This window comes from Streptomyces himastatinicus ATCC 53653, from assembly GCF_000158915.1.
GTDB lineage: Bacteria > Actinomycetota > Actinomycetes > Streptomycetales > Streptomycetaceae > Streptomyces > Streptomyces himastatinicus.
Window position 1 is genome coordinate 3911220 of record NZ_GG657754.1, and the last position, 25296, is coordinate 3936515.

Below are 25296 nucleotides of genomic sequence, written 5' to 3' on the forward strand. Positions count from 1 at the left end.
TCGTACGGACGCCACTGACCTCGCCCCGGTCGCCCGCGGTGATGGTGCCGTGCAGGCCGAGCAGCCCGTCCAGCATGACGCTCTTGTCCGTGAAGCCGCTGAGCCGCTTGTAGGAGGGGTCCCCGGACGGCACCTTGACGTACTTGTCCTCGAGCTTGTCCGCGGCCGCCGCGTCACCGCTGTGGCCGCCGCTGGCGCCCTGGTGCGCCCAGAAGCCCGCGTCCGCCTTGAGGTACAGCTCCTCGCCCACCCGCAGCAGTTCGTAGCGGGAGCCCTTGGTGGAGACGACGCCGGTGCCGCCCTTGCCCTTCAGCTTCATGTCGACCTTGTAGGTACGGCCCTTGGACACGAGGCTGCCGGACAGATGGACCGCGTCCGCGCCCCCGGCCGCCGTCCGGGCCTTGCTCTCGATCTTGCTGGCGGGGAGCTTGCCCACGCCGTTCGTTCCCGCGTCGGGGTCCGCCTTCTCCCCTTCGCCGCCGCACGCGGTGAGCGACGCGGTCAATCCCGCGCACATCACCGCGACGAGAGCCGTGTTCCGGATGCGCACGTCCGCTCTGCCTCCTGATGCCGGTCCGGTGCAGTACGGCAGCGTACCGGTGCCGTACGGAAGTGTGCGCGGGGTCCCGGGGGCCGCTCGTCCGGCGGCGGGGCAGAACGGGGCAGGCTAGCCTGAACTCGGCGAATACGCACCAATGCGTAGCGGGCCACTACGTAGCGGGAAGGAGGCGCATGACATGCCGGCAGGCGCCTCACGGATCTACGTCTCGCATCTGGCCGGTGTCGCCGTCTTCGACCCGAACGGCGACCAGGTCGGGCGGGTCCGCGACCTGGTGGCGATGCTGCGGCTGGCCGGGCGGCCGCCGCGGGTGCTCGGGCTGGTCGTCGAAGTGGTCACCCGCCGCCGCATCTTCCTGCCCATGACGCGGGTGACCGGCATGGAGTCGGGCCAGGTCATCACCACCGGCGTGGTCAACATGCGGCGCTTCGAGCAGCGCCCCACCGAGACGCTGGTCCTCGGCGAACTGCTGGACCGCACGGTGCGGGTGGTGGAGACCGGCGAACAGGTCACGGTCCTGGACGTGGGGATGGCCCAGCTGCCCGCCCGCCGCGAATGGGAGATCGACAAGGTCTTCGTACGCCGCGGCAAGAGCGGTGCGCTGCGGCGCCGCGGCGAGACGCTGACCGTGGACTGGTCGGCCGTCACCGGATTCTCGCTGGAGGAGCACGGACAGGGCGCGGAGAACCTGCTGGCCACCTTCGAGCAGCTGCGCCCCGCCGACCTCGCCAACGTTCTGCACCACCTCTCCGCCAAGCGGCGCGGCGAGGTCGCGGCGGCGCTGGACGACGAGCGGCTCGCGGACGTCCTGGAGGAGCTGCCCGACGACGACCAGGTGGAGATCCTCGGCAAGCTCAAGGAGGAGCGCGCGGCCGACGTCCTGGAGGCCATGGACCCGGACGACGCGGCCGATCTGCTGTCCGAGCTGCCCGAACGGGACAAGGAGCGGCTGCTGGCCCTGATGCGGCCCAGGGAAGCGGCCGACATGCGGCGGCTGATGTCGTACGAGGAGGGCTCGGCGGGCGGGCTGATGACGACCGAGCCGATCGTGCTGCGCCCGGACGCCACGGTCGCGGACGCCCTCGCGCGGGTGCGCAACCAGGACCTCACCCCGGCGCTCGCCGCCCAGGTGTATGTGTGCCGCCCGCCCGACGAGACGCCCACCGGGCGCTATCTGGGCACCATCCACTTCCAACGGCTGCTGCGCGACCCGCCGTTCACCCTCGTCGGCGCGGTCGTGGACACCGATCTGCGGCCGCTGCGCCCGGACACCCCGCTGCCCGTGGTCGCCGGGCATCTGGCGACGTACAACCTGCTGGCGGCGCCGGTCGTGGACGAGGGCGGGGCGCTGCTGGGCGCGGTGACCGTGGACGACGTCCTGGACCATCTGCTGCCGCCCGACTGGCGGGAGCGCGAGCTGTACGGCGGCGTCAACGTCCCGGAGGTGGGCGGTGGACGGTGACGGCGGCCGTCTCGACCGGCCCAAGGAGCCCCGCCGCAGTCCGCTGCCGCGCTGGGACCCGGAGGCGTTCGGCAGGACGTCGGAGCTGATCGCCCGCTTCCTGGGCACCGGCCGCTTCATCGCCTGGATGACGGTCTTCGTCGTCACCTGGCTGGCCTGGAACACCCTGGCCCCGCGCCCGCTGCGGTTCGACCCGTTCCCGTTCATCTTCCTGACGCTGATGCTGTCGCTCCAGGCGTCGTACTCGGCACCGCTGATCCTGCTCGCCCAGTACCGGCAGGCCGACCGCGACCGCGTCAACCTCGAACAGGACCGGGCGCGGGACGAGCGGTCCATCGCCGACACCGAGTTCCTGACCCGGGAGATCGCGTCGCTGCGCGCCGGGCTCGGCGAGGTCGCGACCCGGGACTGGATCCGCTCCGAGTTCGAGGGACTGGTCCGGGAACTGGACGAGGGGCGGCCCGCGCCGTCGCGCGCCCCGTCACGTGAGGAACGCGACCGCTGACGGGCTTACCGGCGCGTACCCCCGGCGCCGTACCATCTCTTTATGGCTACCGACACTGTCCCGGCACCGAGCGAAGACGCAGTGCGCGCCGCGCTCGCCACGGTCAACGACCCGGAGATCCACAAGCCGATCACCGACCTCGGCATGGTCAAATCCGTCGAGATCGCGTCGGACGGCACGGTCGCGGTCGAGGTCTACCTCACGGTCGCCGGCTGTCCGATGCGCGAGACGATCACCAGTCGGGTGCGGGACGCGGTCGGCCAGGTCGGCGGAGTGACGGGCGTCACGGTCGAGCTGGACGTGATGAGCGACGAGCAGCGGCGCGAGCTGGCGACCTCACTGCGCGGCGGACAGGCCGAGCGCGAGGTGCCGTTCGCCAAGCCCGGCTCGCTGACCCGGGTGTACGCGGTCGCGTCCGGCAAGGGCGGCGTCGGCAAGTCGTCGGTGACGGTCAACCTGGCCGCCGCGATGGCCGACGACGGGCTCAAGGTCGGCGTCGTGGACGCCGACATCTACGGCCACTCGGTGCCGCGCATGCTGGGCGCCGACGGGCGGCCGACCCAGGTCGAGGACATGATCATGCCGCCGTCGGCGAACGGCGTGAAGGTGATCTCGATCGGGATGTTCACCCCGGGCAACGCCCCGGTGGTGTGGCGCGGGCCGATGCTGCACCGCGCCCTCCAGCAGTTCCTGGCCGACGTCTACTGGGGCGACCTCGACGTCCTGCTGCTGGACCTGCCGCCGGGCACCGGCGACATCGCGATCTCCGTCGCCCAGCTGGTGCCGGGCGCCGAGATCCTGGTGGTGACGACGCCGCAGCAGGCCGCCGCCGAGGTGGCCGAGCGGGCGGGCTCGATCGCCGTCCAGACCCATCAGAAGATCGTCGGCGTGGTGGAGAACATGTCCGGGCTGCCCTGCCCGCACTGCGACGAGATGGTCGACGTCTTCGGCACCGGCGGCGGGCAGACCGTCGCCGAGGGGCTGTCCCGGACCACCGGGACGACGGTGCCGGTGCTGGGCTCCATCCCGATCGACGTACGGCTGCGCGAGGGCGGCGACGACGGCAAGCCGGTCGTGCTCTCCGACCCCGACTCCCCCGCGGGCAGCGCCCTGCGGTCGATCGCGGGCAAGATCGGCGGACGGCAGCGGGGCCTGGCGGGCATGTCGCTGGGCGTCACGCCGCGCAACAAGTTCTGAAGCGTATGACAGGGGCGGCCCCGCGGGGCCGCCCCTGCCGTATCCACGCGATCTACGCGTCGTAGCCGGCGATGTCCTTGATCACCGAGAAGCCCAGGCCGTAGGCGCTCATCCCGCGCCCGTACGCCCCGATGTGCACACTCTCGCCCGCCGACCCGGCCAGCACCCAGCCGTACTCCGACTCGCGGTAGTGGAAATCGGTCGGCACGCCGTCCACCGGCAGCGACAGCGGGGACCACTCCTCGCCGTCCAGGGCGTCCGCCAGCTCCCAGGCGATCGCGGTCTGCTGGTCCAGCCAGTCCTGGCGCAGTCCCCGCTCCATGCGGGTCGGCCAGGTGCATGACAGCAGGCCCGAGCCGGCCAGCCAGGCGGCCGAGGAGACCGAGGTGGCCTCCAGCTTGCCCGTGCCGTCCGCGCTGTCCCGCACGGGGCGGCCACCGACGGTCACCACCGCCGTGAAGCGCTGCTGGTCCATATCGGTCTCGACGCGCAGCGACGGCTCCTCGCCATGCCCGGTCGAGCCGTACTCCACCCGGCCGTCGGCGGCCGTACCCACCTGCATGAGCCAGCGCGGCCCGGTGAACGCCTCGTCAAGGCCGTACCAGGGGAAGGCGGCCATCAGATAGCCGTCGACGCTCCGCCGAGCCTCGGCGGGCATCCCCTGCGCCGTACCGTCCACCCCATGCACCCCTAGCCGACTCGTCGTGCCCATGTGCGCGGAGCCTCCTCGTTGCCCTTCGTCGTGGGCGGCCCGCCCCCCTTCGGGCGACCTCACCCCGGACAAAGGGAGGATAGCCATACGGGTCAACCAGCCCGGGCATACGGGGGGATCAAGTGGCGTCGGAGTCGAAAGGCGGACGGTCCTCACGAGGCTGGTCATCACGCTTGCGCAGCAGGTCAGGGGTGCCGGAATCGCCCTTGGACAGGGACGGCGGGGTGGTGCCGGAGCCCCCTGAAGAGCCGTGTGCGACGTCACTCTCCCGGCCGTTCACGGAGTCGGCGACCTCGGCCATCTCCTTGCGGAGGTCGAACCCGTTCTGGATCTCCTTCAGGCCCAGCTCATCGGAGTCCAGCACGTGCTTGCGCACGAACGTCTTGGGGTTCAGGTCCTCGAACTCGAAGTCCTTGAACTCGGGCCCCAGCTCGGAGCGGATGTCCTCCTTGGCGCTGTCGGAGAACTCCCGGATCTTGCGGATGAACTGCGACACGTCCCGGATGACCTTCGGAAGCTTGTCCGGGCCGAAGATGAGCACCGCAAGGACAACGAGCGCGATGAGCTCGAGAGGTCCTATGTCCAACACCTTGCAGCTCCTAGAAGACGTCCCAAAACCCTGAGTGGGCCACTCAACACCGTACCTGTCGGCGGGGGCGCCGCGGGAGACGCCCGGGCCAACATCGGGCGCCGGGGAGCGCCCTCCGGCCGTCCCACAGCCCGCTCCGGCCCCCTAGCCGTCGCTGCTCGCCGAGCCCAGCGTCAGCTCCACGGTGCGCTCGTCGCCGTCCCGCTTGAGGGTCAGCCGGAGCCGGTCGCCGGGGCGGTGGCTGCGGATCTTGACGATCAGCTCCTGGCCGCTGTGCACCCGGACGCCGTCCACCTCGGTGATCACGTCACCGGCCTCGATCCCCGCCTTGTCGCCCGGCCCGTCCGGGGTGACGGGCGCCCCGGCGGCGGCCTTGCTGTTCACCCGGGCACCGTCGCCCGTGTACTCCATGTTGAGCGTGACGCCGATCACGGGGTGGGTGGCCTTGCCGGTGTTGATCAGCTCCTCGGCGACCCGCTTGCCCTGGTTGATCGGGATCGCGAAGCCCAGACCGATGGAGCCGCCCTGACCGCCCAGCTCGGCACCGTCGTCGGCGGCCCGGATGGCGCTGTTGATCCCGATGACCCGCGCCTTGCCGTCGACCAGCGGGCCGCCGGAGTTTCCCGGGTTGATCGGGGCGTCGGTCTGGAGCGCGTCGACATACGAGATGTCGCTGCCGTCCTCCTTCTCGCCGCCCGCGGTGATCGGGCGCTCCTTGGCGCTGATGATCCCGGAGGTGACCGTGCCCGCCAGGTCGAACGGGGCGCCGATCGCCACCACCGGGTCGCCGACCTGGACGGAGTCGGAGTTGCCCAGCGGCAGCGGGCTCAGCCCGGAGACGCCCTCGACCCGGATGACCGCCAGGTCGTACCCGGCGTCCCTGCCGACCAGCTTGGCGCGGGCGGTCTGGCCGCCGTTGAACGTCACCGATATGTCGCCCTCGGAGCCGGCGGGCGCCACGACATGGTTGTTGGTGAGGATGTGGCCCTGCTTGTCGAGGACGAACCCGGTGCCGGTGCCCTCCTCGGAACTGCCGCTGACATGGATGGTCACCACACCCGGCAGCGTGCTGGAGGCGATGCCCGCGACGCTGCCCGGGGCGCGGGTGCCCTTCTCCAGAGGGGCCTGCGGAAGCTTCACGTCGACGCCCCCCGAGGCCCGGTCACGCTCGACGTACGCGCCGATCCCGCCGCCCAGGCACCCCGCGATCAGCGCGATGAGCAGGACGGCGACGAACGCGCGGCGACGGGAGACCACCTTGCGCTCGGCGGGCGGCGGGGCCACGGTCCAGGGGTCGTAGGCCTGCCACTGGGCCGGGACCGGGGCGCCCTCGGCGGGGGGCAGCATCTCGGAGTGCGAAGCGGGCGGCGGCGCGCCATGGCCGCCGGGAGGCAGCTGGGTGCCGTGCGCCGGGGTCATCATCCCGGGCTGAGGCATCCCGGGCTCCGGATTACCGAGCTGTGGAGTCCCGGGCTGCGGATTCCCTGGCTGCGGGGCGGGCTGCGGGACGGCGCCGGGCGGCAGGTGGGTGCCGTGCGCCGGGGTCGTGGCCGGGTGCTGTACGGGCGGGGCCGGGGCCCAGGGCCCGGGGCCGCCGTAGGGCGGGGTGCTGTACGGATCGGGCTCGTGGAGCGGGCGCCCGGCGCCCGCACGGGGCCCGTCCGCCGCCTCGCGGCCGTCGTCGGCACCGGCCGGCCGCTCGGGCTCCGGCCCGGACGGCACCGCCCGCTCGGCCGCCGCCTCCGCTGACGCCTCCGCTGACGCCTCCGCCGATGGCTCCGCGCCGGTCTCCGCCGCGTCGTCCGACTGCCGGTCGCCGGGTCCTGCGACCGGACGGCTCCACCACTTCGGCTTGGGCCCGGGGGCCTTCCGCTCGTCCATGATCTCCCCAAGTTCCCGCAAGCGGGCGCCCATCGCGCCGCCCGGGTCATACGTCGCCGCACCTCTTCGGCTCGCCCGCGGCCACCGTCAGGGGTGCCCCCGACAGGGCAGGGCTGCCCGAAAGCGATTCAATCAGTCCACCCGGGCCCGCGTGCGCGGAACGAGGGGAACGACCGGACGTGTGAGCGATATTGCGCAGAATCCCACGATCTCGGGGGTCCCTAGGGCGGGGGCGTGCTGAAGCCCAGATAGGGGGTGCTCGACGCGGGCTGGGTCGGGCCCTCCATCTGGGTCGGCGCGGGCGCCGCCGGGGTGGAGGTCGGGGCCCGCAGCAGGTCCGTGACCGACAGGACCGGCTGTATCAGCGGGTTCACCGCGGCACCGGAAGGGCTCAGCACCGGATGGCTCGGGGTCGCGCTCGGGGACGGGAGCCCGGCCGGGCGCGTCTCGGTGGTGGCCAGCAGGCCCACGTCGCGGCCGGTGCGCTCGCGGGTGCCCGTGCCGACGGCGTCGGCGTCGACCGGGGTGACCGCGGTGTCCGAACCGTCCGTCCGGGGGCCGGGGTCTATCGCCGCCTCCTTTTGCAGGGCGGCGCCTAGCGCGAAGGCGGCCAGGGACACCGCGCCGGCGGCCGCGAAGGCGAAGCGGCGGCGCGGCGCGGGGCGCTCGACCTCATGGATCCGGAAGCCGCGCTGCCGCTGTGCGGAGACCGCGGCGACCGGGTCCACCGGTGCCACCGCGGGCAGATACGCGAACGTCTGCTCCCGTCTGCGCTCCGACGCCCGTACGTCCGGTGTGTCGCTCCGTACGTCCCGCGCGCCGCGCAGGCCGAGGACGCCCGGCTCCGCCAAGGGGGAACCGCTTCCCGGGCCGTCGTCACCACCGATGGCGGGGAGGCCCTGGAGGCGGGCCAGGAAGCCCTCGGACGGCGCCGGGGGCGCCGTCTCGGCGAATACGCTCTTCAGCCGCCGCTGCGCGTCGGCCTCCGCCTTGCACTTACAGCACGTCGCCAGGTGTGCGAGGACGCGCTCACGCGCGTCATGCCCGAGTTCACCGTCGACCAGAGCCGCAAGGCGGTCGCCGAGATGCTGCTCGGCGGGGGACGGACCGCCTGATCGGGTCACGCGATCCCGACCTCCCCACTCAGCCGCGGTCCGGAGACCCGCGGCGCCACCGCGGCGACCTCGCGCTGCTGCTCGGCGCGGGCGCCCGACGGAGCACGGTGCTGGAGCGCCTTGCGCAGATGGGAGCGGCCACGGTGGATCCGGCTGCGCACGGTGCCCAGCTTGACGCCGAGCGTCGCGGCGATCTCCTCGTACGACAGCCCCTCGATGTCACAGAGCACGACGGCCGCGCGGAACTCCGGCGCGAGGGTGTCGAGCGCCTGCTGCACATCGGCGTCGAAGTGGGTGTCGTTGAAGTGCTGCTGGGGGGAGGGCTCGCGGCTGGGGAGCCGCTCGGCCGCGTCCTCGGCGAGGGCGTCGAAGCGGATGCGCTGACGACGGCGGACCATGTCGAGGAAGAGATTGGTGGTGATGCGGTGCAGCCAGCCCTCGAAGGTACCCGGGGTGTACGTCGACAGCGAGCGGAAGACGCGGACGAACACCTCCTGGGTGAGGTCCTCGGCGTCATGCTGGTTACCGGTGAGTCGGTAGGCGAGGCGATAGACCCGTGCGCTGTGCGTGCTGACGATCTCCTCCCAGGTGGGAGGTGTCCACGCCGGGGAATCCCCCTCCGCACCGAACGACGCGGTGGTGGCAAAGGTCGCGGTGGTGGAGTCGGCGGAACGGGAACGGTCAGCGGTGTCGGTCACGGATCTCGGCTCGCCCGCTGACCTGCGAAAGCGCCTCAGCACTCTCCGGTCACCGGCCGTAGCCGCACCTCCCCTGTCGGCTCTGGTGGTGTCCAGTAGAGCCCCTACCATATCCACCTCGCCCGTTAGCTCCGGATAAGTATTTTTGACCTGCATTTGGCCGTGATCCATACGGTCCCCCCTTCTCTCCTCAACGCCTGGTCCCATCTGCGGGTTCCCGTGCGCAGCGGATACAGTCACCGTTGCGCCAACTACGGGGACAGGAGAGGGTCATTACCGGCAACCGGCAGACGAGCTGGGCGTTCGCCGACGCGTTCGTCGCCGAGGACGAAGCCCTTCACTGGGCCCGTGACCGGGCCCGGGAGGCAGGGCTGCGCTCGGTGTCCGCGGGCACCGGCGCGGCGCTGCGCCTGCTCGCCGCCGCCGCTGACGCCAAGGCCGTCGCCGAGATCGGCACCGGGACCGGCGTCTCCGGCATCCATCTGCTGCACGGCATGCGCCCCGACGGCGTGCTGACCACCGTCGACACCGAACCCGAGATGCAGCAGTTCGCCCGGCAAGCCTTCCGGTCCGCCGGATTCGCCGGCAACCGGGCCCGCTTCATCCCCGGCCGCGCCCTGGACGTCCTGCCCCGGCTCGCCGACGGCGGTTACGACCTGGTGTTCTGCGACGGTGACCGGCTGGAGTGCCTGGACTACCTGGAAGAGGCGCTGCGGCTGCTGCGGCCGGGCGGCCTCGTCTGCTTCGAGGGGGTCTTCGCCAACGGGCGGACCGTGGACTCCGCCGCGCAGCCCGCCGAGGTGCTGCGGCTGCGCGAGCTGCTGCGCACCGTACGCGAGTCCACCGTGCTCCAGTCCTCGCTGCTCCCGGTCGGTGACGGCCTGCTGTGCGCGGTCAACCGCGGCGGCTGAGACCGGAACCGGAACCTCACGGCGGCGGCCCGAGGCCCCGCCCATGCCCCTGGACACAGCGCCGCCCCGGCGTCCGGTTACCTCGTACCGGACGCCGGGGCGGGGCTCGGGTGATGGGGAGGCCGGTGGCTCAGCCGACAACCTTCTTCAGTGCATCGCCGAGCGCGTCGGCCTCGTCGGGTGTCAGCTCGACGACGAGCCGACCGCCGCCTTCGAGCGGAACGCGCATGACGATGCCCCGCCCCTCCTTGGTCACCTCGAGCGGGCCGTCGCCCGTCCGCGGCTTCATGGCCGCCATGCTCGTTCCCCTTCCTGAAACCAGCTCATCGCAGCCGACAACCCAGGCGTCACCGGCATCGAACACGTTGCTTCTCATTCATTATCCCGCATGCCACGACCCGATGACCAACATCGGTCGGCAACCCCCGTGCACGGCGCTCCCCCAAAACCACTCAATTCGGGGAGGCGATCGCGATAACGTACGCCCGCCGCGTCCGAACACCTGCCCACGGGAGGGCCGCTTATGACCGACACCGTGCTCTACGACTTGGCCGACGGCCTCGCGACGATCACTCTGAACCGTCCCGACGCCATGAACGCGCTCAACATCGACACCAAGGTGGCACTGCGTGACGCGCTGCTCCAGGCCGCGGAGGATCCGGCGGTCCGGGCCGTCCTGCTCATCGGCACCGGGCGCGCGTTCTGCGTCGGGCAGGACCTCAAGGAGCACATCGGGCTGCTGGCCGCCGACCGCGAGGCGCACGCCCACGGGGACCAGGGCGAGGGCTCGACGATGAGCACCGTCTCGCTGCACTACAACCCGATCGTGACCGCGATCGCGGGGATGCCGAAGCCGGTGGTCGCCGCGGTGAACGGAGTCGCGGCCGGGGCCGGGGCGGGTTTCGCCTTCGCCGCCGACTACCGGATCGTGGCCGACACCGCCTCGTTCAACACCTCGTTCGCGGGCGTCGCGCTCACCGCCGACTCCGGCGTCTCCTGGACCCTCCAGCGGCTGATCGGCCACGGGCGCGCCGCCGACCTGCTGCTCTTCCCGCGCAACGTCAGTTCGGCGGAGGCGCTGGAGCTGGGCATGGTCAACCGGGTCGTGCCCGCCGCGGACCTCGCCGCCGAGGCGGCGGCGGTCGCCCGGCGGCTGGCCGAGGGCCCGACCGCCGCCTACGCGGCGATCAAGGAGTCGCTCGGCTACGCGTCCTGCCACGGCCTCACCGACTCCCTGACCAAGGAGGACGAGCTACAGCGCCGGGCGGGCGCCTCGCAGGACCACCGCACCGCGGTGGACGCCTTCGTCCAGAAGCGGCAGCCGCGGTTCACCGGCCGCTGACCCGCGGCGGAGCGCCGGGTCCCGGCGGTCAGACGCGATCGCGGACGTGGCAGTCGGCCAGGTGGTCGTTGACCAGGCCGCAGGCCTGCATCAGCGCGTAGGCCGTGGTGGGGCCGACGAAGCGGAAGCCGCGCTTCTTCAGCGCTTTGCTGAGCGCCGTGGACTCCGGGGTGATCGCCGGGACGTCGGCGAAGGTGCGCGGGACCGGGCGGGTGGCGGCGTCGGGGGCATGGGACCAGATCAGCTCGTCCAGCTCGCCCTCGGCCATCTCCGCCGCCGCCCGGGCGTTCCCGATCGTGGCCGAGATCTTGGCCCGGTTGCGGATGATGCCGGGGTCGGCGAGCAGCCGCTGCTCGTCGGCCTCGGTGAACTCCGCGACCGCCTTGATCCGGAAGTCGGCGAAGGCGGCCCGGAACCCCTCCCGGCGGCGCAGGATCGTGATCCAGGACAGCCCGGACTGGAACGCCTCCAGACAGATCCGCTCGTACAGCGCGTCATCACCACGGACCTGACGGGCCCACTCCGTGTCGTGGTACTCCCGGTAGTCCGCCATGGACTCGGTCTCCAGCCCCCACGGGCAGCGCGCCAGGCCGTCCGCTCCGACGACCGTCCCCTGACCGCTCACGATCCGCTCCCCTCGAAATCAGCCGGATGATCCGGCGGGTAATCCCCCGGGCCCTCGGCCGGCTCGCCGTCCCCGAAGCCCGGGGTCCGCGCGCCCGCCAGGGCCTCCTCCAGCTCGGCGATCCGGGCGTCCCGCTCGGCCAGCTCGGCGCCGAGCCGGCCCAGCACATCGTCCACGTCCGCCATCCGGTAGCCGCGCAGCGTCATCGGCAGCCGCAGCGCCTCCACGTCCTCCCGGTCCAGCGGCCGGTCGGCGGGCAGCGGGTCGTCCAGCCGGTCGGGCGGCGCCTCGGACAACTGGCCCCCGTCGCCGCCGCCGACGACGGCGAGGGTGACTGCGCCGACCACGACGACCAGCGTGATCAGCAAGAACAGGAACACGGTGATCGTTCTCCTCGGTTAGGACGGCCCGGCCATGACGCCACGAGGGGCGTCGGCCCCGTCAACTGTCTGACCCGATCGTGCCATGCCCCACTGACAGTTATCGTCGCTGCCGGACACCTGAGAGGAAGTACGCATGCTGCGGCTTGGCCGACGCGAGTTCGACGAGAACGAGCGAGTGATCATGGCGATCGTCAACCGGACCCCGGACTCGTTCTACGACCAGGGTGCGACCTTCCGCGACGAGCCCGCGCTCACCCGCGTCGAGCAGGCCGTCGCGGACGGCGCGGCGATCATCGACATCGGCGGGGTGAAGGCCGGTCCCGGGGACGAGGTGAGCGCCGCCGAGGAGGCGCGGCGCACGGTCGGCTTCGTGGCCGAGGTGCGGCGGCGCCATCCGGACGTGGTGATCAGCGTGGACACCTGGCGGCACGAGGTCGGCGAGGCGGTCTGCGCGGCGGGCGCTGACGTGCTCAACGACGCCTGGGGCGGGGTCGACCCCAAGCTCGCCGAGGTCGCCGCCCGGTTCGGCGCCGGGCTGGTCTGTACGCACGCGGGCGGGGCCGAACCGCGCACCCGGCCGCACCGGATCGGCTACGACGACGTGGTGGCGGACATCCTGCGGGTCACCGTGGGGCTCGCGGAGCGCGCGGCCGCGCTGGGCGTCCGGCGCGACGGGATCATGATCGACCCGGGCCATGACTTCGGGAAGAACACCCGCCACTCGCTGGAGGCCACCCGCCGGCTCGGTGAGCTGCGGGAGACCGGCTGGCCGGTCCTGGTCTCGCTGTCCAACAAGGACTTCGTGGGCGAGACGCTGGACCGCCCGGTCAAGGAGCGGGTGATCGGCACGCTCGCCACGACCGCGGTCTCCGCCTGGCTGGGCGCCCAGGTCTACCGGGTGCACGAGGTGGCCGAGACCCGTCAGGTGCTGGACATGGTGTCGTCCATCGCGGGCCACCGGCCCCCGGCGGTCGCCCGCCGGGGACTGGCCTGAGACACCGGTCCGCTCACGCCCCGGGGGCGGTCAGCCGGACTCCTTGGTCACCAGGTCGACCACCTCGTCGATGTCGTCGGTGAGGTGGAACAGCTCCAGGTCCTGCTGGGACGCCTTGCCCTGGGCGATCAGCGTGTTCTCCAGCCAGTCGACCAGACCGCCCCAGTAGGAGCTGCCGAAGAGGACGATCGGGAACCGGGTCACCTTCTTCGTCTGCACCAGGGTCAGCGCCTCGAAGCACTCGTCGAGGGTGCCGAGCCCGCCGGGCAGCACCACGAACCCCTGCGCGTACTTCACGAACATCGTCTTCCGCACGAAGAAGTAGCGGAAGTTCACGCCGATGTCGACGTACGGGTTCAGCCCCTGCTCGTACGGCAGCTCGATGCCGAGGCCGACGGAGACCCCGCCCGCCTCGCTCGCGCCGCGGTTGGCCGCCTCCATCGCGCCGGGGCCGCCCCCGGTGATCACCCCGAACCCGGCCTCGGCCAGGGCCCGCCCGATCTTCACCCCGGCCTCGTACTCGGGTGACCCCTCGGGCGTACGGGCGGAGCCGAACACGCTGACCGCCTTGCCCAGTTCGGCCAGGGTGCCGAAGCCCTCGACGAACTCCGACTGGATGCGCATCACTCGGAACGGGTCCTCGTGCACCCAGTGGGTGGCCCCCTGCGTGTCCAGCAGCCGCTGGTCGGTCGTGCCGGGCCGCATCTGGTGGCGACGGCGCACGACCGGGCCCAGACGCTGCTCGTGCAGCGCTCGCTCTTCCTCGGCGTTGCCCATCACTGTGCTCCCTTCGCCAAGATCTGCCAAAGATCTGTGGTTCAGCGTAGGCCCACCGGGCGGCGAAAAGCCGAAATCCGCGCCACGCTCATCTGTTCTCTGATCTGCGAAGAAGCGGATGCCGTGGTTCGGCTCAGCTGGTCAGCCAGACCCGCAGCCGCTCCTCGGCCGCCAGGATCAGGGCCGTGTCCACGTGCTCCTCGCGGGTGTGGGCCAGCTTGGGGTCGCCGGGTCCGTAATTGACGGCGGGCACGCCGAGGGCCGAGAAACGGGCCACATCGGTCCAGCCGAACTTGGGGGCCGCGCCCTCACCGATCGCCGCCACGAAGGCGGCGGCCGACGGGTGGGACAGCCCGGGCAGGGCGCCGGGCGCGGAGTCGGTGGCGGTCACCTCGAAGCCGTCGAAGACCTCGCGGACGTGGGCCAGCGCCTCGGCCTCCGAAAGGTCCGGCGCGAAGCGGTAGTTCACGGTCACGGCGCAGGCGTCGGGGATGACGTTGCCCGCGATGCCGCCCTCGATCCCCACCGCGTTCAGCCCCTCGCGGTAGGTGAGCCCGTCGATGTCCACGTGCCGCGGCTCGTACGCGGCCAGCCGGTCCAGGATCGGGGCGGCCTTGTGGATGGCGTTCTCGCCGAGCCAGCCGCGCGCGGAGTGGGAGCGGTGCCCGCTCGTGGTCACCCGCACCCGGAGCGTGCCCTGGCAGCCGCCCTCGACCTTGCCCTCGGTGCCCTCCAGCAGTACGGCGAAGTCGGCGGCCAGCCACTCGGGGTGGTTCTCGGAGAGCCGCTTCAGGCCGTTCAGCTCGGCGGCGACCTCCTCGTGGTCGTAGAAGACGAAGGTGAGGTCGCGGTTGGGCTCGGGCACGGTCGCGGCGATGCGCAGCTGCACGGCGACGCCGGACTTCATGTCGGAGGTGCCGCAGCCCCACAGCGTGCCGTCCTCGTCCAGCCGGGAGGGCACGTTGTCGGCGATCGGCACGGTGTCGAGGTGTCCGGCCAGCACGACCCGTTCGGCACGCCCCAGGTTCGTACGGGCGACGACGGCGTCCCCGTCCCGGTCGACGGTCAGGTGCGGCAGGGCGCGCAGCGCCTGCTCGACGGCGTCGGCGAGCGCCTTCTCGTCGCCGCTGACCGAGGGGAAGTCGACGAGCCGGGCGGTGAGCCGGGCCGCGTCCAGGGACAGGTCGAGTGCTGGGTGTGCCATACCCGCGACCCTAGCCCGTCCGCCCCGGAGGCCCGGCCCCAGCCCGTCCGCCCCAGCGGCCCGCCTTCAGGACCGCCCAGGCGTGGCCTTCCCCACCCGCGGCCCCTTGTCGGCACCGGTGTCGGAGCCACCCAGTAACGTGGTCGGCGTGCCCCGGTCCGTGTTCTCCCGCCGTCCCCGCCTGCTCCGAGCCGCGGTCGCGTGTGCCGTACTGCTGGGGCTCGTCGCGTACGTAGCGATACACGTGCTGAGCGGTGGCAGCGGGCCGCCGCGCTGTGTCGCGCGGGCGGAGGGCGGCGATGTGCTGCTCGACCCCGAACAGGCCGTGAACGCCGCGACGATCGAGGCCGTGGCCGCCGCCCGCGGACTTCCCGAACGGGCCGTCACCATCGCGCTCGCGACCGCGCTCCAGGAGTCGGGGCTGCGCAACATCACCCATGGCGACCGGGATTCGCTCGGCCTGTTCCAGCAGCGCCCGTCGCAGGGCTGGGGCACGGCACGGCAGATCCAGGATCCGGTGTACGCGGCCGGGAAGTTCTACGACCACCTGGTCAAGGTGCCCGGCTATTCGCGGCTGCCGCTCACGGTGGCGGCGCAGCGGGTGCAGTACAGCGGCTTCCCGCAGGCGTACGCCAAGCACGAGACGGAGGCCGTGGTGCTGACCGCCACCCTCACCGGGCGTTCGGCGGCCGCCTTCACCTGTCCGGGGCCGCCGGACGACGGGAAGACGGGCGATCCGGGGCGCGTCCGGGCGGCGCTGGAGGAGGAGTTCGGGGCGGACGCCCGGTCGCGGCTGAGCGCGGCGGGGCAGGGCGGCGGCAAGCGCGCCGGGTCCTCCCGGGAGGTGCTCGTCCCGGTGGCGGACGCCTCGGCGCGCGGCGGCCGGACGGAGCGCGGCTGGGAGCTGGCCTATTGGGCGGTGGCTCACTCGGACGAGTTGCGCATCGAACGGGTCTCTTACGGCAAGCACGTATGGAGCGCACGGAATTCAGGGGACGGCTGGCGCACGTCCGACAAGAGTTCCGGGTCGGATATACGCCTCGGCCTCACCCGATAACGGGAGAGATCGCCGCAGCTCAGCGCCGTTGACGGGGCGTTGGACTGTCACTGTGGACGCACGTTTTGCGCGTAAACGGATAATGCGACGCATTATCAATTCTTTACCTTCATCTACCGCAACCTTCGCGCGGCTCACGCGATATTCACTGCGTCCGATCGCTGGACACTTCACGCCAAATGTCCCCCCGTCAAAGGAGAATCATGTCCCTCCCTCTCACGCGTCGGATCGCTCGGGCCGCCCTGCTGGTCGCAGCGAGCGCGACCCCCGTGGTCAGTGCCGCCGGCGCCGCGAGTGCGGCGGATCCGGCCCTGCCGCACACTCCCAAGCTGGGCGGGCTGAGCGCGCTGGACCCCTCCTCCGTCGGTGAGCTGGCCGACGTCGCCTCGCAGCAGGCCGGGCGGACCGTCAAGGAGATTCTCCCCGGCAAGGCCGCCCCGGCGCAGACCGCTCCGGCCAAGTCCGCCACCGCGGAGAAGGCCGCCCCGGCCAAGGACGCCCCGGCCAGGAGCAAGGGCGCGACCCACACCGCCAAGGAGGGCGTGAGCAAGGGGAAGGGCAAGGGCGGCGCCCACGTCCAAGGGCAAGGGCGCCCTGCACGCCAAGGGCAAGGGCAAGGCGGCGGGCATGAGCAAGGGCCTGGCCAAGGGCAAGGGCGTCCACGCCAAGGGCGCCCCGGTCCGCCCCGCCCCGGCTCCGCTCCCCGCCCCCGCCGCGGCCCCGGCGCCCGCTCCGGCGCCCGCCCCGGCGGCGCCGCAGGCCGCGCCGAGTGCCCCGCAGCAGGCCGACGAGCTCCCGGTCAAGGGCCTGCCCTCGATGAAGGGGCTGCCGCTGCTGGGCTGAAAGACCAGGCGCCCCCTGTCCCGGCCGCCGCAGCAGCCGGGACAGGGGGCGCCCTGCGTTCGTCTCGTCAGGCGGTCGGACGGTCAGGCGGTCGGACGGTCAGGCGGTCAGGCGGCGGACCGCCGCCGCCACGCGCTCGTCCGTCGCGGTGAACGCGACGCGGACGTACGACCCGCCCGCCGCGCCGTAGAACTCGCCGGGCGCCACCAGGATGCCCAGCTCGGCCAGCGCGCCCACGGTGTCCCAGCACGGTTCGTCGCGGGTCGCCCACAGGTACAGCGACGCCTCGCTGTGCTCGACGCGGAAGCCGTACCCCTCCAGCGCGCCGCGCAGCGCCGCCCGCCGCGCCTCGTAGCGCTCGCGCTGCTCCGCGACGTGCTTGTCGTCGCCGAGCGCGGCGACCGTCGCGGCCTGCACCGGCGCGGGCACGATCAGCCCGCCGTGCTTGCGGATCTTCAGCAGTTCGCCGAGCACGCTCTCGTCACCGGCGAGGAACGCCGCGCGGTAGCCCGCCAGGTTGGACCGCTTGGACAGCGAGTGGACCGCGACCAGCCCGTCGAAGCTCCCGCCGGAGATCTCCGGGTGCAGGACGGACATCGGGTCCGCCTCCCAGCCCAGCTCCAGGTAGCACTCGTCGCTGACCAGCAGCACCCCGTGCGCCCGCGCCCACGCGACCGCGGCCCGCAGCTCGTCCTCGGACAGCACCCGGCCGGTGGGGTTGGACGGCGAGTTCAGCCACAGCAGCTTCAGCCCCGCCGGGTCCAGGTCGGCAACGTCGTCGTACGGCACCGGCTCGGCGCCCGCGAGCCGCGCGCCCACCTCGTACGTCGGGTAGGCCAGCCGCGGGAAGGCGACCTTGTCGCCGGGTCCCAGACCCAGCTGCGCGGGCAGCGAGGCCACCAGCTCCTTCGAGCCGACCACCGGCAGCACCTGGGTGTGGGTGACGCCCTCCGCGCCCAGCCGCCGCTCGACCCAGCCGGTCAGCGCGTCCCGCAGCGCGGGGGTGCCCCAGACGGTCGGATAGCCAGGGCTGTCCGCGGCACCGGCCAGCGCGGTGCGGATCAGCTCGGGGACCGGATCGACGGGGGTGCCCACCGAGAGGTCGACGATGCCGTCCGGATGGGCGGCGGCGGTCGCCTTGTACGGTTCGAGCCGGTCCCAGGGGAAGACCGGGAGGCGGGCGGAGACGGGTGGCACGGGGTGGCTCGCTTTCTTTCTCTTTTCAAAGGCCCGGGTTCAACGGCCCGGGAAACAGCCCGGTCCCGTAGGCCACATGCCATACGGGACCGAAGGCCGCGCCGGGTCTACTTCCCGGGCAGGGTCACTCGTCGTGCTCCTGCGGCGGAAGCGCGGCGATGAACGGGTGGTCGCGCTCGATCAGACCGAGCTTGCTCGCACCGCCGGGCGAACCGAGCTCGTCGAAGAACTCGACGTTCGCCTTGTAGTAGTCCTTCCACTCTTCCGGAGTGTCGTCCTCGTAGAAGATCGCCTCGACCGGGCAGACCGGCTCACAAGCCCCGCAGTCGACGCATTCGTCCGGGTGGATGTACAAGGACCGCTGGCCCTCGTAGATACAGTCGACGGGGCACTCCTCGATGCACGCCTTGTCCTTCAGGTCGACACAAGGCTGCGCGATGACGTAGGTCACGCTGTCGTTCCTCCTCTTAGGGCTGTATCGCGCGGGAGCGCGGCGTCGTCGATGCCCGCACCTAGTATCTCCGTTCCTGGGCACCAGACGCACATGAGGGGTTGGCAGAGCAGTGGATTTCACCACCGGCGGACGACTCGAAGTCCGAATCACCCCCGATGACGTGCACAAACGAGTATCGGTGAGACTGCTTACGGGTGACCTGAGCGGCCCTGAGAGGTTCACGGACGTGGTCGGGGTTCTCACATCGTGGACGGGTGGTGTGCTGCACATCACCCGCCGCAGTGGCGAGTCCGTCCGGATCGAGGAGTCGGCGCTGGTCGCGGGCAAGGTGGTGCCCGCCGCTCCGGCCCGCCGACGCGGCCCGGCGGCGAACGCGCGCGAGCTGGACCGGGTCGCCGCGCGCGGCTGGCCGCCCACCGAGCGCGAGCCGCTGGGCGAGTGGGAGCTGCGCGCGTCCGGCGGGTTCACCCGGCGCGCCAACTCCGTCCTGCCGCTCGGCGACCCCGGCTGCGGTCTCGACGAGGCGCTGCGCCGGGTGACCGGCTGGTACGCCGAACGCGGGCTGCCCGCGTACATCCAGGTCAGCACGGGCGCCGAGGGCACCCAGGAGGTGCTGGCCGCCGAGCTGGAGACGCGCGGCTGGACCCGGGAGGTCTCCGCGCAGGTGCGCATCGCGGCCCTGGCCCCGATCGCCGACCAGGACGCCGACATCTCGGCGGTGACGCTCTCCCGGCAGATCGACGACGACTGGCTGGCCCGCTACCAGCGCTCCTCCCGGCCCACCCCCGAGGCGCTGTCGGTGCTGACCGGCGGCCCGTCGGTGTGGTTCGCGACGATACGCGGGGAGGCGGGAGAAAGCCCGGCCGCGATCGGGCGCTGTGTGGTGGACGGCCGCTGGGCCGGGTTCGCGGCGGTGGAGACCGCGCCGGAGCAACGGCGGCAGGGGCTGGCCCGGGCCGTGATGACCGCGCTGGCCCGCCGGGCGCTGGAGGAGGGCGCCTCGGCCGCGTACCTCCAGGTCGAGACGGACAACGGCGGTGCCCACGCCCTCTACGACGGCATGGGGTTCACCCTCCACCACAGCTACCACCACTGGCGCGCGCCCAGCACCGACAGCGCATGAACGACATGGACGAGACGTCACCACGCCGCAGATTCGCCGACGCCGCCCGCGAGGAGCGCCCCGACCTGGCCCTGCTGTGCCTGCTGATGGGCATGGTGGCCGACGACGGGCTGGACGAGGCCGGGATCGACGAGGCGCAGATCGAACTCGACCGGCTGGCCGGTGAGGTCCCGTTCGCCCCCGGCGGGCCCGCCGCCTGGGCCGACGCCCTCGCCCGGGTGCTCGGCGAGCGGTACGGCTTCCGGGGGTCCGCGGCCGACTACCGGCGGCTGGACTCCTCGCTGCTGCACCAGGTGCTGCGGCGCCGCAGCGGGCTGCCGATCCTGCTGTCGCTGGTGTGGATGGAGGTCGGGCGGCGGGCGGGCGCGCCGGTGTACGGGGTCGCACTGCCGGGCCACTTCGTGGTCGGCTTCGGCGATCCGTACGGGGACCATGTGCTGGCCGACCCGTTCGACGGCGGCCGGAGGCTGTCCGGCGAGGACGCGGCGCTGCTGGTGTCGGGGGTCACCGGCGCACCGCCGGAGCCGTCGGTGCTGGGCCCGGCCGATCCGCTGGACATCATGCTGCGGATCCTCAACAACGTCCGCGCGTGGGCCGCGGCCCGCCCCGAGCGCACCAATGTCCAGCTGTGGGCGGTCGAGCTGGCGCTGCTGCTGCCCAGCCATCCCGCGCGGCTGCGCTACGAGCGCGCACAGCTGCTGGTCGAGCGCGGTGACTTCCTCACCGGGGCGCGGGAGCTGGAGGAGTACGCGGAGGTGGTGGGCGTGATGGAGCCGGAAGCGGCGGAGGCGGTGCGGCGCCAGGCGCACGCGGCCCGGGCGCGGCTCAACTGAGGCCCCTGATGAGGCCCCTGATGAGACCCTCTACAGCCAGCCCTTGTCGCGGGCGATGCGGACCGCATCGGCCCGGTTGCGGGCGGCGGTCTTCTGGATGGCCGTGGAGAGGTAGTTGCGGACCGTGCCCTGCGACAGGCCCAGCGCCCGGGCCAGCTCGGCGTTGGTCGAGCCGTCCGCGGAGGCGCCCAGCACCTCGCGCTCCCGTGCGGTCAGCGGGCTGGCCCCGTCCACCAGGGCGGCCGCGGCCAGGGTCGGGTCGATGACCCGCTCGCCGCGCAGCACCCGCCGTATCGCGTCGGCGAGCTGGGCGGCGGGGGCGTCCTTGACCAGGAAGGCGTCCGCGCCGGACTCCATGGCCCGGCGCAGATAGCCGGGGCGGCCGAAGGTCGTCAGGATCACGATCCGCACCCCGGGCTCCGCCGCGTGCAGCGCGGCGGCGGCCTCGATGCCGCTCAGGCCCGGCATCTCGATGTCCAGCAGCGCGACATCGGGCCGATGGGCCCGGGCCGCGTCCACGACCTCGTCGCCGCGCGCCACCTGGGCGACGACCTCGATCTCGTCCTCCAGCCCGAGCAGCGCGGCCAGCGCCTCCCGCACCATCGACTGGTCCTCGGCCAGCAATACCCGGATCACCCGGGCAGCGTATCCGGCGGCGGCCGGTCAGGGCTCGACAGGCAGGTGCGCGCTACGGGAGAGCGGGGCCAGGGCGCGGAGGGTGAAGCCGCCGTGGCCGCCCGGGCCGGTCTCCAGGCGGCCGTCGGCCAGCTGGAGCCGCTCGGCCAGGCCGGTCAGCCCGTTGCCGTGCGGGCCGGTCGTGCCGCGTCCGTCGTCGGTGACGGTCAGGCACAGGTCGTCGCCCATTTCGGTGAGGGTCACGGTGCAGCGGCGCGCCCCGCTGTGCCGGACCACGTTGGTGACCGCCTCGCGCAGCGCCCAGGCCAGCGCGCCCTCCTGGTCGGGCGGGAGGTCCGGGTGGTGGACGCCCGCCCGGTGCAGGTCGGCGGTGATGCCCGCGGCGGCGAGCGCGGTACGGGCGCCCGCCAGCTCGGCCTCCAGGGTGGGGCGGCGGAAGCCGCTCACCGCCTCCCGCACGTCCACCAGGGCCTGCCGGCTGACCCGTTCGATGTCGGCGACCTGCTGCGCCGCCTGTTCGGGCTTGCCGGGCAGCATCCGCCCGGCCAGTTCGCTCTTGAGCGTGATCAGCGAGAGCGAGTGGCCCAGCAGGTCGTGCAGATCGCGGGCGAGCCGCAGCCGCTCCTCGTTGGCGGCGAGCTGGGCGACGGTGGCGCGGGCCTCGCGCAGCGCCCGGGTCGTACGGACCATCTGCCCCACCGCGCTCATCGCGAAGCCGCCGAGCAGGGAGGGGACGACCAGGGCGGACATGAGGTCGTGCGAGCTGCGGACCAGCAGGCCGACGCCCACCATGGCGACGGTGTTCAGCGGGATCGCCCACCGGGCGAGCCGCGGCTGCAGGACCGCGCCGAAGGCGACGGAGACATAGACGGCGAGCACCAGCCAGGCGTCGCCCAGGGTGACCGTGAGGACGGCGGCGAGCGCGCAGATCGCCCCCAGCGCCCGGGTGATGGCGGTCCGGTCCAGGTTCCGGCCGGTGTACCGGAACACCAGCAGCAGATAGACGGTGACGAAGACCAGCAGGCCGAGCGCGCCGAACACCGTGGCGGGGACGGTGTGGTGGCCCTCCGCGAGGTCGCTCACCGGCGCGCCCAGGTAGGCCATCCAGATCCCGATCCACATCAGCTTGATCAGGGCCTGCCGGCGGTTCTCGGGGCTCCGGCCGATGGCCGGAGCGTTCGTGTCCTCGTCGTCGGCCGCCGCGTCGCGCCACCAGTTCGGCCGGTTCATGTCGTGCGGGTGTCCTTGCGGTACAGCCAGGCCGCCGCGCCCGCGAAGAGGACCAGATAGCCGGCGAGCAGGGCCACGTCCCTCGCGTGCGGGGCGTTGCCCACCTCGATGGCCTGGCCGAGCGCGGCGTAGGCGTGGGTGGGCAGCCAGGCGCCGATGTCCCGCAGCCACTGCGGGTAGGAGGCCATCGGCATCCACAGGCCGCCGAGGATCGACAGACCGAAGTAGATGATCATCGTCAGGGGCCGCACCGCGTCGCCGGTGGCCAGATAGCCGATGGCCACGCCCAGGGCGGCGAAGACGAGCGAGCCCGCCCAGATGGCGCCGGTCAGCGCGAGCCACTGCCAGGCGGCGTCCAGCCGCACGCCCTTGGCGGTGGCGGCCACGATGAAGACGATCACGATGGAGGGCAGGGTGGAGACCGCGGCCGAGGCGATCTTGGCCGTCACATAGCCGCGTCCGGGCAGCGAGGTGAGCCGCAGCTGCCGCACCCAGCCGCCCTCGCGCTCCTTGGCGATCTGCTCGCTGTTGCCCATCAGGGCGGCGGTCAGCGCGCCGAAGGAGGCCATCGCGACCATGTAGTAGAGCGGCATCGACAGAGGGGTGCCGGGGGCGATGTCCGTCTTCTTCGAGGCGCCCGCGATCATCAGGAAGAGCAACGACGGGTAGATGACCGTGAAGAACATGAACCTCTTGTTGCGCAGTGCGCGGACGATCTCCAGCTTGGCCAGGGTCGTCATCGTCACGCCTCCTCGGGCGTCGTGGCGGCGTCGGTGATGGCGAGGAACGCCTGCTCCAAGCCGAGCCCGGCGACCTCCAGGCCGCGCGGGTAGAGCCCGAGTCCGTACATCGCGTGCACGGTCGCGTCCGCGTCGGTGGACCGCATCCGTACCGTACGCCCCGCTACGTCGAGGCCGGTCAGGGCGGGGAGGGCGCGCAGCGCCGCCTCGTCGGGCGGCCCGTCCAGGGTGAAGGAGATCCGCCGGACCCCGGCCATCGCCTTGATCTCGGCGGACGAGCCGTCCGCCAGCACCCGGCCGCGGTGCAGCACGATCACCCGGTCGGCGATCTCGTCGGCCTCTTCGAGGTAGTGGGTGGCGAACAGGATGGTGCGGCCCTGCCGGGCCTGTTCCCGCATCGAGCCCCAGAAGGACTGCCGGGACGAGACGTCCATCCCGGTCGTCGGCTCGTCCAGCACGATCAGGTCGGAGGCGCCCGCGGTGGCGAAGGCGAAGCGCAGCCGCTGCTCCTGGCCGCCGGAGAGCTTGTTCACCTTGCGGCCGGCGATCTCGGTGAGGTCCGCCCGCTCCAGGACCTCGTCGACCGGGTAGCCGTGGGGGTGCAGATCGCAGGCGAGCCGCACCAGCTCGCGGACGGTGACTTCCTGCATGAGGCAGCCGCTCTGCAGCATCGCGCCGACCCGGCCGCGGGCGATGGCCTGCCGCGGGGTGGTGCCGAAGACCTCGACGCGGCCGCTGTCGGGGGTGCGCAGTCCGAGCAGCAGATCGAGGGTGGAGGACTTGCCCGCGCCGTTGGGTCCCAGCAGGGCGACGGTCTCGCCCGGGTGGAGGTGGAGGTCGAGGCCGTCCACGGCGCGCACGGTGCCGTAGCTCTTGCTGACGCCGGTGAAGCCGACCACCGGCGGGGAGGCCGCGGTGTCGGCCCGCTCGCCGGTGGCGGAGGGTGCGGTGGTCGCTGTCATGGCCCCAAGCTTCGCCGAGCGGGGCCGTCCGGCGGCAGTGTCAGTGGTCGTGACCTGGAGATGACAGATGTCATGGGGGGAAAGGTGACGGCCCCCGCCCGGCGATGCCGGGCGGGGGCCGTCAGAACCTTGCGAACGAGACCTAGTTGGGCGAGGTCTCGATGACCGCCGTCCGGTCGGCGGGGGTCTTGCCCCGCAGCGCGGTCTGCATGGCGATGGCCACTTCCTGCGGGGTGACCGGCTTCTTGGAGCCATCGGCGCGCTCGATCAGCACCCCGTCGAAGGTCTGGCCGTAGAGCCTCTTGATCGCGGCGAGGTCGAAGTGCGGCTGGAGCTTGCCGTTGATCGGCTTCATGGAGAGGATCTGCGGCAGCGAGCGGTCCGGGCCGAACTGGATGGCATGTGCGTCATCGGTCTTGATCGTCACCAGACCGGACATCGCGGGCTGCGCGAAGGACTTCATCTTCGCGTTCACCTCGGACTTGCTGATCGTCGGCCGCTTGGCGACGACCGGCAGGTCGACCGGCTTGTCCTTGCCGGTCTCCGCCCGCTCGCGGTACGCGTCGGAGACGGCCGTGACCGCCTTGTCGATGTCCAGGCCCCGGCCCTCCCGCCCGTAGACGGGGACGACCTTGCCCGGCTTGAACGTGATCGTGCCCTCGCGCGCCGTGCCCGAGTTGCCCGCGAGCCGCCCGAGGGCGTCCCGGAGCTTCTCCTCGTCGACCGTCACCGTGGGCTCGGCCTCGTGGGTACCGCCGAAGAGCGAGCCGATGACCGTCATCGGGTTGTAGTCGCGGCCCGCGACGTTCCGCACGGTGGCCTCGGTGTCCAGGGTCAGGCCCGCGACCGACGGCTTGATCTCCTTCTGGTCGCCGTCGACGGTCACCTTCAGCGGGGCACCGGTGCGGCCGCCGAGCGCGGTGTCCAGCTTGTCGATGGCCACCTGCTTGGAGGAGCCGCCGATGTCGACGCCGAGGACGGTGGTGCCGTTGGGCACGTCCGCGTGGTTCATCACCAGGCCCGCGGTGTACGCGACACCGGCCGCGACCACCACCAGGGCGCCCAGCATGACGAGCTTGGAGCGGCCCTTCTTCTTCGGCTTGCCCGCCTTGCCCGCCGCGGGCGCCTTGGGCGCCGGGCTGCTCGGCGGGGCGCTGTCCCCGGTGGGCGGCCCGGCGGGCGGACCGGAGGCGGCGTCGGCCGGCGGGACCACGGGCACCCCGCTGACCAGAGTGTCGCTGGATGCCTGGTCCGCCCCGCTGGGGGA

At 72.5% G+C, this 25296-nt stretch carries 28 protein-coding genes; 10 read left to right on the plus strand and 18 right to left on the minus strand.

Annotated elements, in window-relative coordinates:
• On the minus strand, positions 1 to 517 hold a 517-nt coding region (locus SSOG_RS53595; protein ID WP_245606603.1), incomplete at its 3' end, for a hypothetical protein.
• Positions 518 to 737: 220 nt separating this feature from the next.
• On the opposite strand from SSOG_RS53595, the gene SSOG_RS15880 reads away from it, so the two are divergent.
• From SSOG_RS15880 to SSOG_RS15890, 3 genes are read left to right on the plus strand one after another with little or no spacing between them, the layout of a single operon-like run.
• Positions 738 to 2021 (plus strand): magnesium transporter MgtE N-terminal domain-containing protein, encoded by a 1284-nt coding sequence (locus SSOG_RS15880; RefSeq protein WP_039937715.1) that lies wholly within the window; start codon positions 738 to 740, stop codon positions 2019 to 2021.
• The gene (locus SSOG_RS15885; protein ID WP_009715252.1) at positions 2011 to 2526 is read left to right on the plus strand and encodes a DUF1003 domain-containing protein; all 516 of its coding nucleotides are present in this window, start codon (positions 2011 to 2013) and stop codon (positions 2524 to 2526) included. Before SSOG_RS15880 ends, SSOG_RS15885 begins: the two co-directional genes overlap by 11 nt.
• A 42-nt stretch (positions 2527 to 2568) precedes the next feature.
• Positions 2569 to 3723 carry an Mrp/NBP35 family ATP-binding protein gene (locus SSOG_RS15890; RefSeq protein WP_050799881.1) on the plus strand — a complete coding sequence of 385 codons (1155 nt, stop codon included), beginning with the start codon at positions 2569 to 2571 and terminating at the stop codon, positions 3721 to 3723.
• A 52-nt stretch (positions 3724 to 3775) separates the two neighbouring features.
• On the opposite strand, the gene SSOG_RS15895 is transcribed toward SSOG_RS15890, so the two are convergent.
• From SSOG_RS15895 to sigE, 5 genes are all read right to left on the minus strand, one after another.
• Entirely contained in the window at positions 3776 to 4435 is a 660-nt protein-coding gene (locus SSOG_RS15895) for a hypothetical protein (protein ID WP_039937718.1), read from the minus strand.
• A gap of 118 nt (positions 4436 to 4553) precedes the next feature.
• Positions 4554 to 5024 (minus strand): sec-independent translocase, encoded by a 471-nt coding sequence (locus SSOG_RS15900; RefSeq protein ID WP_039937720.1) that lies wholly within the window; start codon positions 5022 to 5024, stop codon positions 4554 to 4556.
• Between the two features lie 144 nt (positions 5025 to 5168).
• A complete protein-coding gene (locus SSOG_RS15905) occupies positions 5169 to 6905 on the minus strand; it encodes a S1C family serine protease (protein ID WP_039937721.1) in 1737 nt (578 codons plus the stop codon).
• A 221-nt stretch (positions 6906 to 7126) separates the two neighbouring features.
• A complete protein-coding gene (locus SSOG_RS15910) occupies positions 7127 to 8029 on the minus strand; it encodes a zf-HC2 domain-containing protein (protein ID WP_009715257.1) in 903 nt (300 codons plus the stop codon).
• The gene (gene sigE, locus SSOG_RS15915; protein WP_078510326.1) at positions 8026 to 8829 is read right to left on the minus strand and encodes an RNA polymerase sigma factor SigE; all 804 of its coding nucleotides are present in this window, start codon (positions 8827 to 8829) and stop codon (positions 8026 to 8028) included. The genes SSOG_RS15910 and sigE overlap by 4 nt, the downstream gene beginning before the upstream one ends.
• Before the next feature lie 131 nt (positions 8830 to 8960).
• Here sigE and SSOG_RS15920 point away from each other — a divergent pair, with 131 nt between their 5' ends.
• Positions 8961 to 9629, plus strand: a complete 669-nt coding sequence (locus SSOG_RS15920) for an O-methyltransferase (RefSeq protein WP_039937723.1) — start codon at positions 8961 to 8963, stop codon at positions 9627 to 9629.
• 130 nt (positions 9630 to 9759) lie between these two features.
• On the opposite strand, the gene SSOG_RS48480 is transcribed toward SSOG_RS15920, so the two are convergent.
• On the minus strand, positions 9760 to 9927 hold the full coding sequence (locus SSOG_RS48480) for a DUF3117 domain-containing protein (protein WP_003966491.1): 168 nt from the start codon (positions 9925 to 9927) through the stop codon (positions 9760 to 9762).
• Positions 9928 to 10152: 225 nt separating this feature from the next.
• Here SSOG_RS48480 and chcB point away from each other — a divergent pair, with 225 nt between their 5' ends.
• Positions 10153 to 10971 carry a 2-cyclohexenylcarbonyl CoA isomerase gene (gene chcB, locus SSOG_RS15925; protein WP_009715261.1) on the plus strand — a complete coding sequence of 273 codons (819 nt, stop codon included), beginning with the start codon at positions 10153 to 10155 and terminating at the stop codon, positions 10969 to 10971.
• A gap of 28 nt (positions 10972 to 10999) precedes the next feature.
• On the opposite strand, the gene SSOG_RS15930 is transcribed toward chcB, so the two are convergent.
• Both SSOG_RS15930 and SSOG_RS15935 read right to left on the minus strand, forming a co-directional pair.
• Complete coding sequence (locus SSOG_RS15930) at positions 11000 to 11596, minus strand: DNA-3-methyladenine glycosylase I (RefSeq protein WP_009715262.1); 597 nt, start codon at positions 11594 to 11596, stop codon at positions 11000 to 11002.
• A complete protein-coding gene (locus SSOG_RS15935; RefSeq protein WP_234365414.1) occupies positions 11593 to 11982 on the minus strand; it encodes a DivIVA domain-containing protein in 390 nt (129 codons plus the stop codon). Before SSOG_RS15935 ends, SSOG_RS15930 begins: the two co-directional genes overlap by 4 nt.
• Before the next feature lie 130 nt (positions 11983 to 12112).
• On the opposite strand from SSOG_RS15935, the gene folP reads away from it, so the two are divergent.
• A complete protein-coding gene (gene folP / locus SSOG_RS15940) occupies positions 12113 to 12973 on the plus strand; it encodes a dihydropteroate synthase (RefSeq protein ID WP_009715264.1) in 861 nt (286 codons plus the stop codon).
• Positions 12974 to 13003: 30 nt separating this feature from the next.
• On the opposite strand, the gene SSOG_RS15945 is transcribed toward folP, so the two are convergent.
• Both SSOG_RS15945 and dapE read right to left on the minus strand, forming a co-directional pair.
• Complete coding sequence (locus SSOG_RS15945) at positions 13004 to 13750, minus strand: LOG family protein (RefSeq protein ID WP_039937728.1); 747 nt, start codon at positions 13748 to 13750, stop codon at positions 13004 to 13006.
• A 133-nt stretch (positions 13751 to 13883) separates the two neighbouring features.
• Positions 13884 to 14954, minus strand: a complete 1071-nt coding sequence (gene dapE, locus SSOG_RS15950; protein WP_009715266.1) for a succinyl-diaminopimelate desuccinylase — start codon at positions 14952 to 14954, stop codon at positions 13884 to 13886.
• Positions 14955 to 15093: 139 nt separating this feature from the next.
• Between dapE and SSOG_RS15955 the strand changes: the two genes are divergently transcribed.
• Together SSOG_RS15955 and SSOG_RS15965 are read left to right on the plus strand one after the other, a co-directional pair.
• Positions 15094 to 16011 carry a VldE C-terminal domain-containing protein gene (locus tag SSOG_RS15955; RefSeq protein ID WP_009715267.1) on the plus strand — a complete coding sequence of 306 codons (918 nt, stop codon included), beginning with the start codon at positions 15094 to 15096 and terminating at the stop codon, positions 16009 to 16011.
• A gap of 627 nt (positions 16012 to 16638) precedes the next feature.
• Entirely contained in the window at positions 16639 to 16854 is a 216-nt protein-coding gene (locus SSOG_RS15965; RefSeq protein WP_009715268.1) for a hypothetical protein, read from the plus strand.
• Positions 16855 to 16953: 99 nt separating this feature from the next.
• Here SSOG_RS15965 and dapC read toward each other — a convergent pair whose 3' ends face one another.
• Together dapC and fdxA are read right to left on the minus strand one after the other, a co-directional pair.
• Complete coding sequence (gene dapC, locus SSOG_RS15970; protein WP_009715269.1) at positions 16954 to 18051, minus strand: succinyldiaminopimelate transaminase; 1098 nt, start codon at positions 18049 to 18051, stop codon at positions 16954 to 16956.
• Between the two features lie 124 nt (positions 18052 to 18175).
• A complete protein-coding gene (fdxA, locus tag SSOG_RS15975) occupies positions 18176 to 18502 on the minus strand; it encodes a ferredoxin (RefSeq protein ID WP_014054705.1) in 327 nt (108 codons plus the stop codon).
• Between the two features lie 112 nt (positions 18503 to 18614).
• Between fdxA and SSOG_RS15980 the strand changes: the two genes are divergently transcribed.
• Together SSOG_RS15980 and SSOG_RS15985 are read left to right on the plus strand one after the other, a co-directional pair.
• On the plus strand, positions 18615 to 19628 hold the full coding sequence (locus tag SSOG_RS15980; protein WP_009715271.1) for a GNAT family N-acetyltransferase: 1014 nt from the start codon (positions 18615 to 18617) through the stop codon (positions 19626 to 19628).
• Complete coding sequence (locus SSOG_RS15985) at positions 19625 to 20461, plus strand: transglutaminase-like and tetratricopeptide repeat-containing protein (RefSeq protein WP_039937741.1); 837 nt, start codon at positions 19625 to 19627, stop codon at positions 20459 to 20461. The genes SSOG_RS15980 and SSOG_RS15985 overlap by 4 nt, the downstream gene beginning before the upstream one ends.
• Before the next feature lie 30 nt (positions 20462 to 20491).
• On the opposite strand, the gene SSOG_RS15990 is transcribed toward SSOG_RS15985, so the two are convergent.
• The 5 genes from SSOG_RS15990 to SSOG_RS16010 all read right to left on the minus strand — a co-directional run.
• Positions 20492 to 21064: a response regulator transcription factor gene (locus SSOG_RS15990; RefSeq protein WP_050800317.1), complete on the minus strand. Its 573-nt coding sequence runs from the start codon at positions 21062 to 21064 to the stop codon at positions 20492 to 20494.
• 60 nt (positions 21065 to 21124) lie between these two features.
• The gene (locus SSOG_RS15995; RefSeq protein ID WP_050799882.1) at positions 21125 to 22327 is read right to left on the minus strand and encodes a sensor histidine kinase; all 1203 of its coding nucleotides are present in this window, start codon (positions 22325 to 22327) and stop codon (positions 21125 to 21127) included.
• Positions 22324 to 23067 (minus strand): ABC transporter permease, encoded by a 744-nt coding sequence (locus SSOG_RS50310; protein ID WP_039937743.1) that lies wholly within the window; start codon positions 23065 to 23067, stop codon positions 22324 to 22326. The genes SSOG_RS15995 and SSOG_RS50310 overlap by 4 nt, the downstream gene beginning before the upstream one ends.
• 2 nt (positions 23068 to 23069) lie before the next feature.
• Complete coding sequence (locus SSOG_RS16005) at positions 23070 to 24029, minus strand: ABC transporter ATP-binding protein (protein WP_039937744.1); 960 nt, start codon at positions 24027 to 24029, stop codon at positions 23070 to 23072.
• A 142-nt stretch (positions 24030 to 24171) separates the two neighbouring features.
• A partial coding sequence (locus SSOG_RS16010; protein ID WP_106516402.1) for a peptidoglycan binding domain-containing protein occupies positions 24172 to 25296 on the minus strand: 1125 nt, incomplete at its 5' end.

Coding starts and splice junctions, on each gene's coding strand:
- dapE (WP_009715266.1), bottom strand. CDS start 14,954: ATGGCACACCCAGCACTCGACCTGTCCCTGGACGCGGCCCGGCTCACC.
- SSOG_RS15890 (WP_050799881.1), top strand. CDS start 2,569: ATGGCTACCGACACTGTCCCGGCACCGAGCGAAGACGCAGTGCGCGCC.
- SSOG_RS50310 (WP_039937743.1), bottom strand. CDS start 23,067: ATGACGACCCTGGCCAAGCTGGAGATCGTCCGCGCACTGCGCAACAAG.
- chcB (WP_009715261.1), top strand. CDS start 10,153: ATGACCGACACCGTGCTCTACGACTTGGCCGACGGCCTCGCGACGATC.
- folP (WP_009715264.1), top strand. CDS start 12,113: ATGCTGCGGCTTGGCCGACGCGAGTTCGACGAGAACGAGCGAGTGATC.
- SSOG_RS15995 (WP_050799882.1), bottom strand. CDS start 22,327: ATGAACCGGCCGAACTGGTGGCGCGACGCGGCGGCCGACGACGAGGAC.
- SSOG_RS15905 (WP_039937721.1), bottom strand. CDS start 6,905: ATGGACGAGCGGAAGGCCCCCGGGCCCAAGCCGAAGTGGTGGAGCCGT.
- SSOG_RS15880 (WP_039937715.1), top strand. CDS start 738: ATGCCGGCAGGCGCCTCACGGATCTACGTCTCGCATCTGGCCGGTGTC.
- SSOG_RS15985 (WP_039937741.1), top strand. CDS start 19,625: ATGAACGACATGGACGAGACGTCACCACGCCGCAGATTCGCCGACGCC.
- SSOG_RS15895 (WP_039937718.1), bottom strand. CDS start 4,435: ATGGGCACGACGAGTCGGCTAGGGGTGCATGGGGTGGACGGTACGGCG.
- SSOG_RS48480 (WP_003966491.1), bottom strand. CDS start 9,927: ATGGCGGCCATGAAGCCGCGGACGGGCGACGGCCCGCTCGAGGTGACC.
- SSOG_RS15965 (WP_009715268.1), top strand. CDS start 16,639: ATGAGCAAGGGCCTGGCCAAGGGCAAGGGCGTCCACGCCAAGGGCGCC.
- SSOG_RS15945 (WP_039937728.1), bottom strand. CDS start 13,750: ATGGGCAACGCCGAGGAAGAGCGAGCGCTGCACGAGCAGCGTCTGGGC.
- sigE (WP_078510326.1), bottom strand. CDS start 8,829: ATGGTAGGGGCTCTACTGGACACCACCAGAGCCGACAGGGGAGGTGCG.
- SSOG_RS15990 (WP_050800317.1), bottom strand. CDS start 21,064: ATGGTGCGGGAGGCGCTGGCCGCGCTGCTCGGGCTGGAGGACGAGATC.
- SSOG_RS16005 (WP_039937744.1), bottom strand. CDS start 24,029: ATGACAGCGACCACCGCACCCTCCGCCACCGGCGAGCGGGCCGACACC.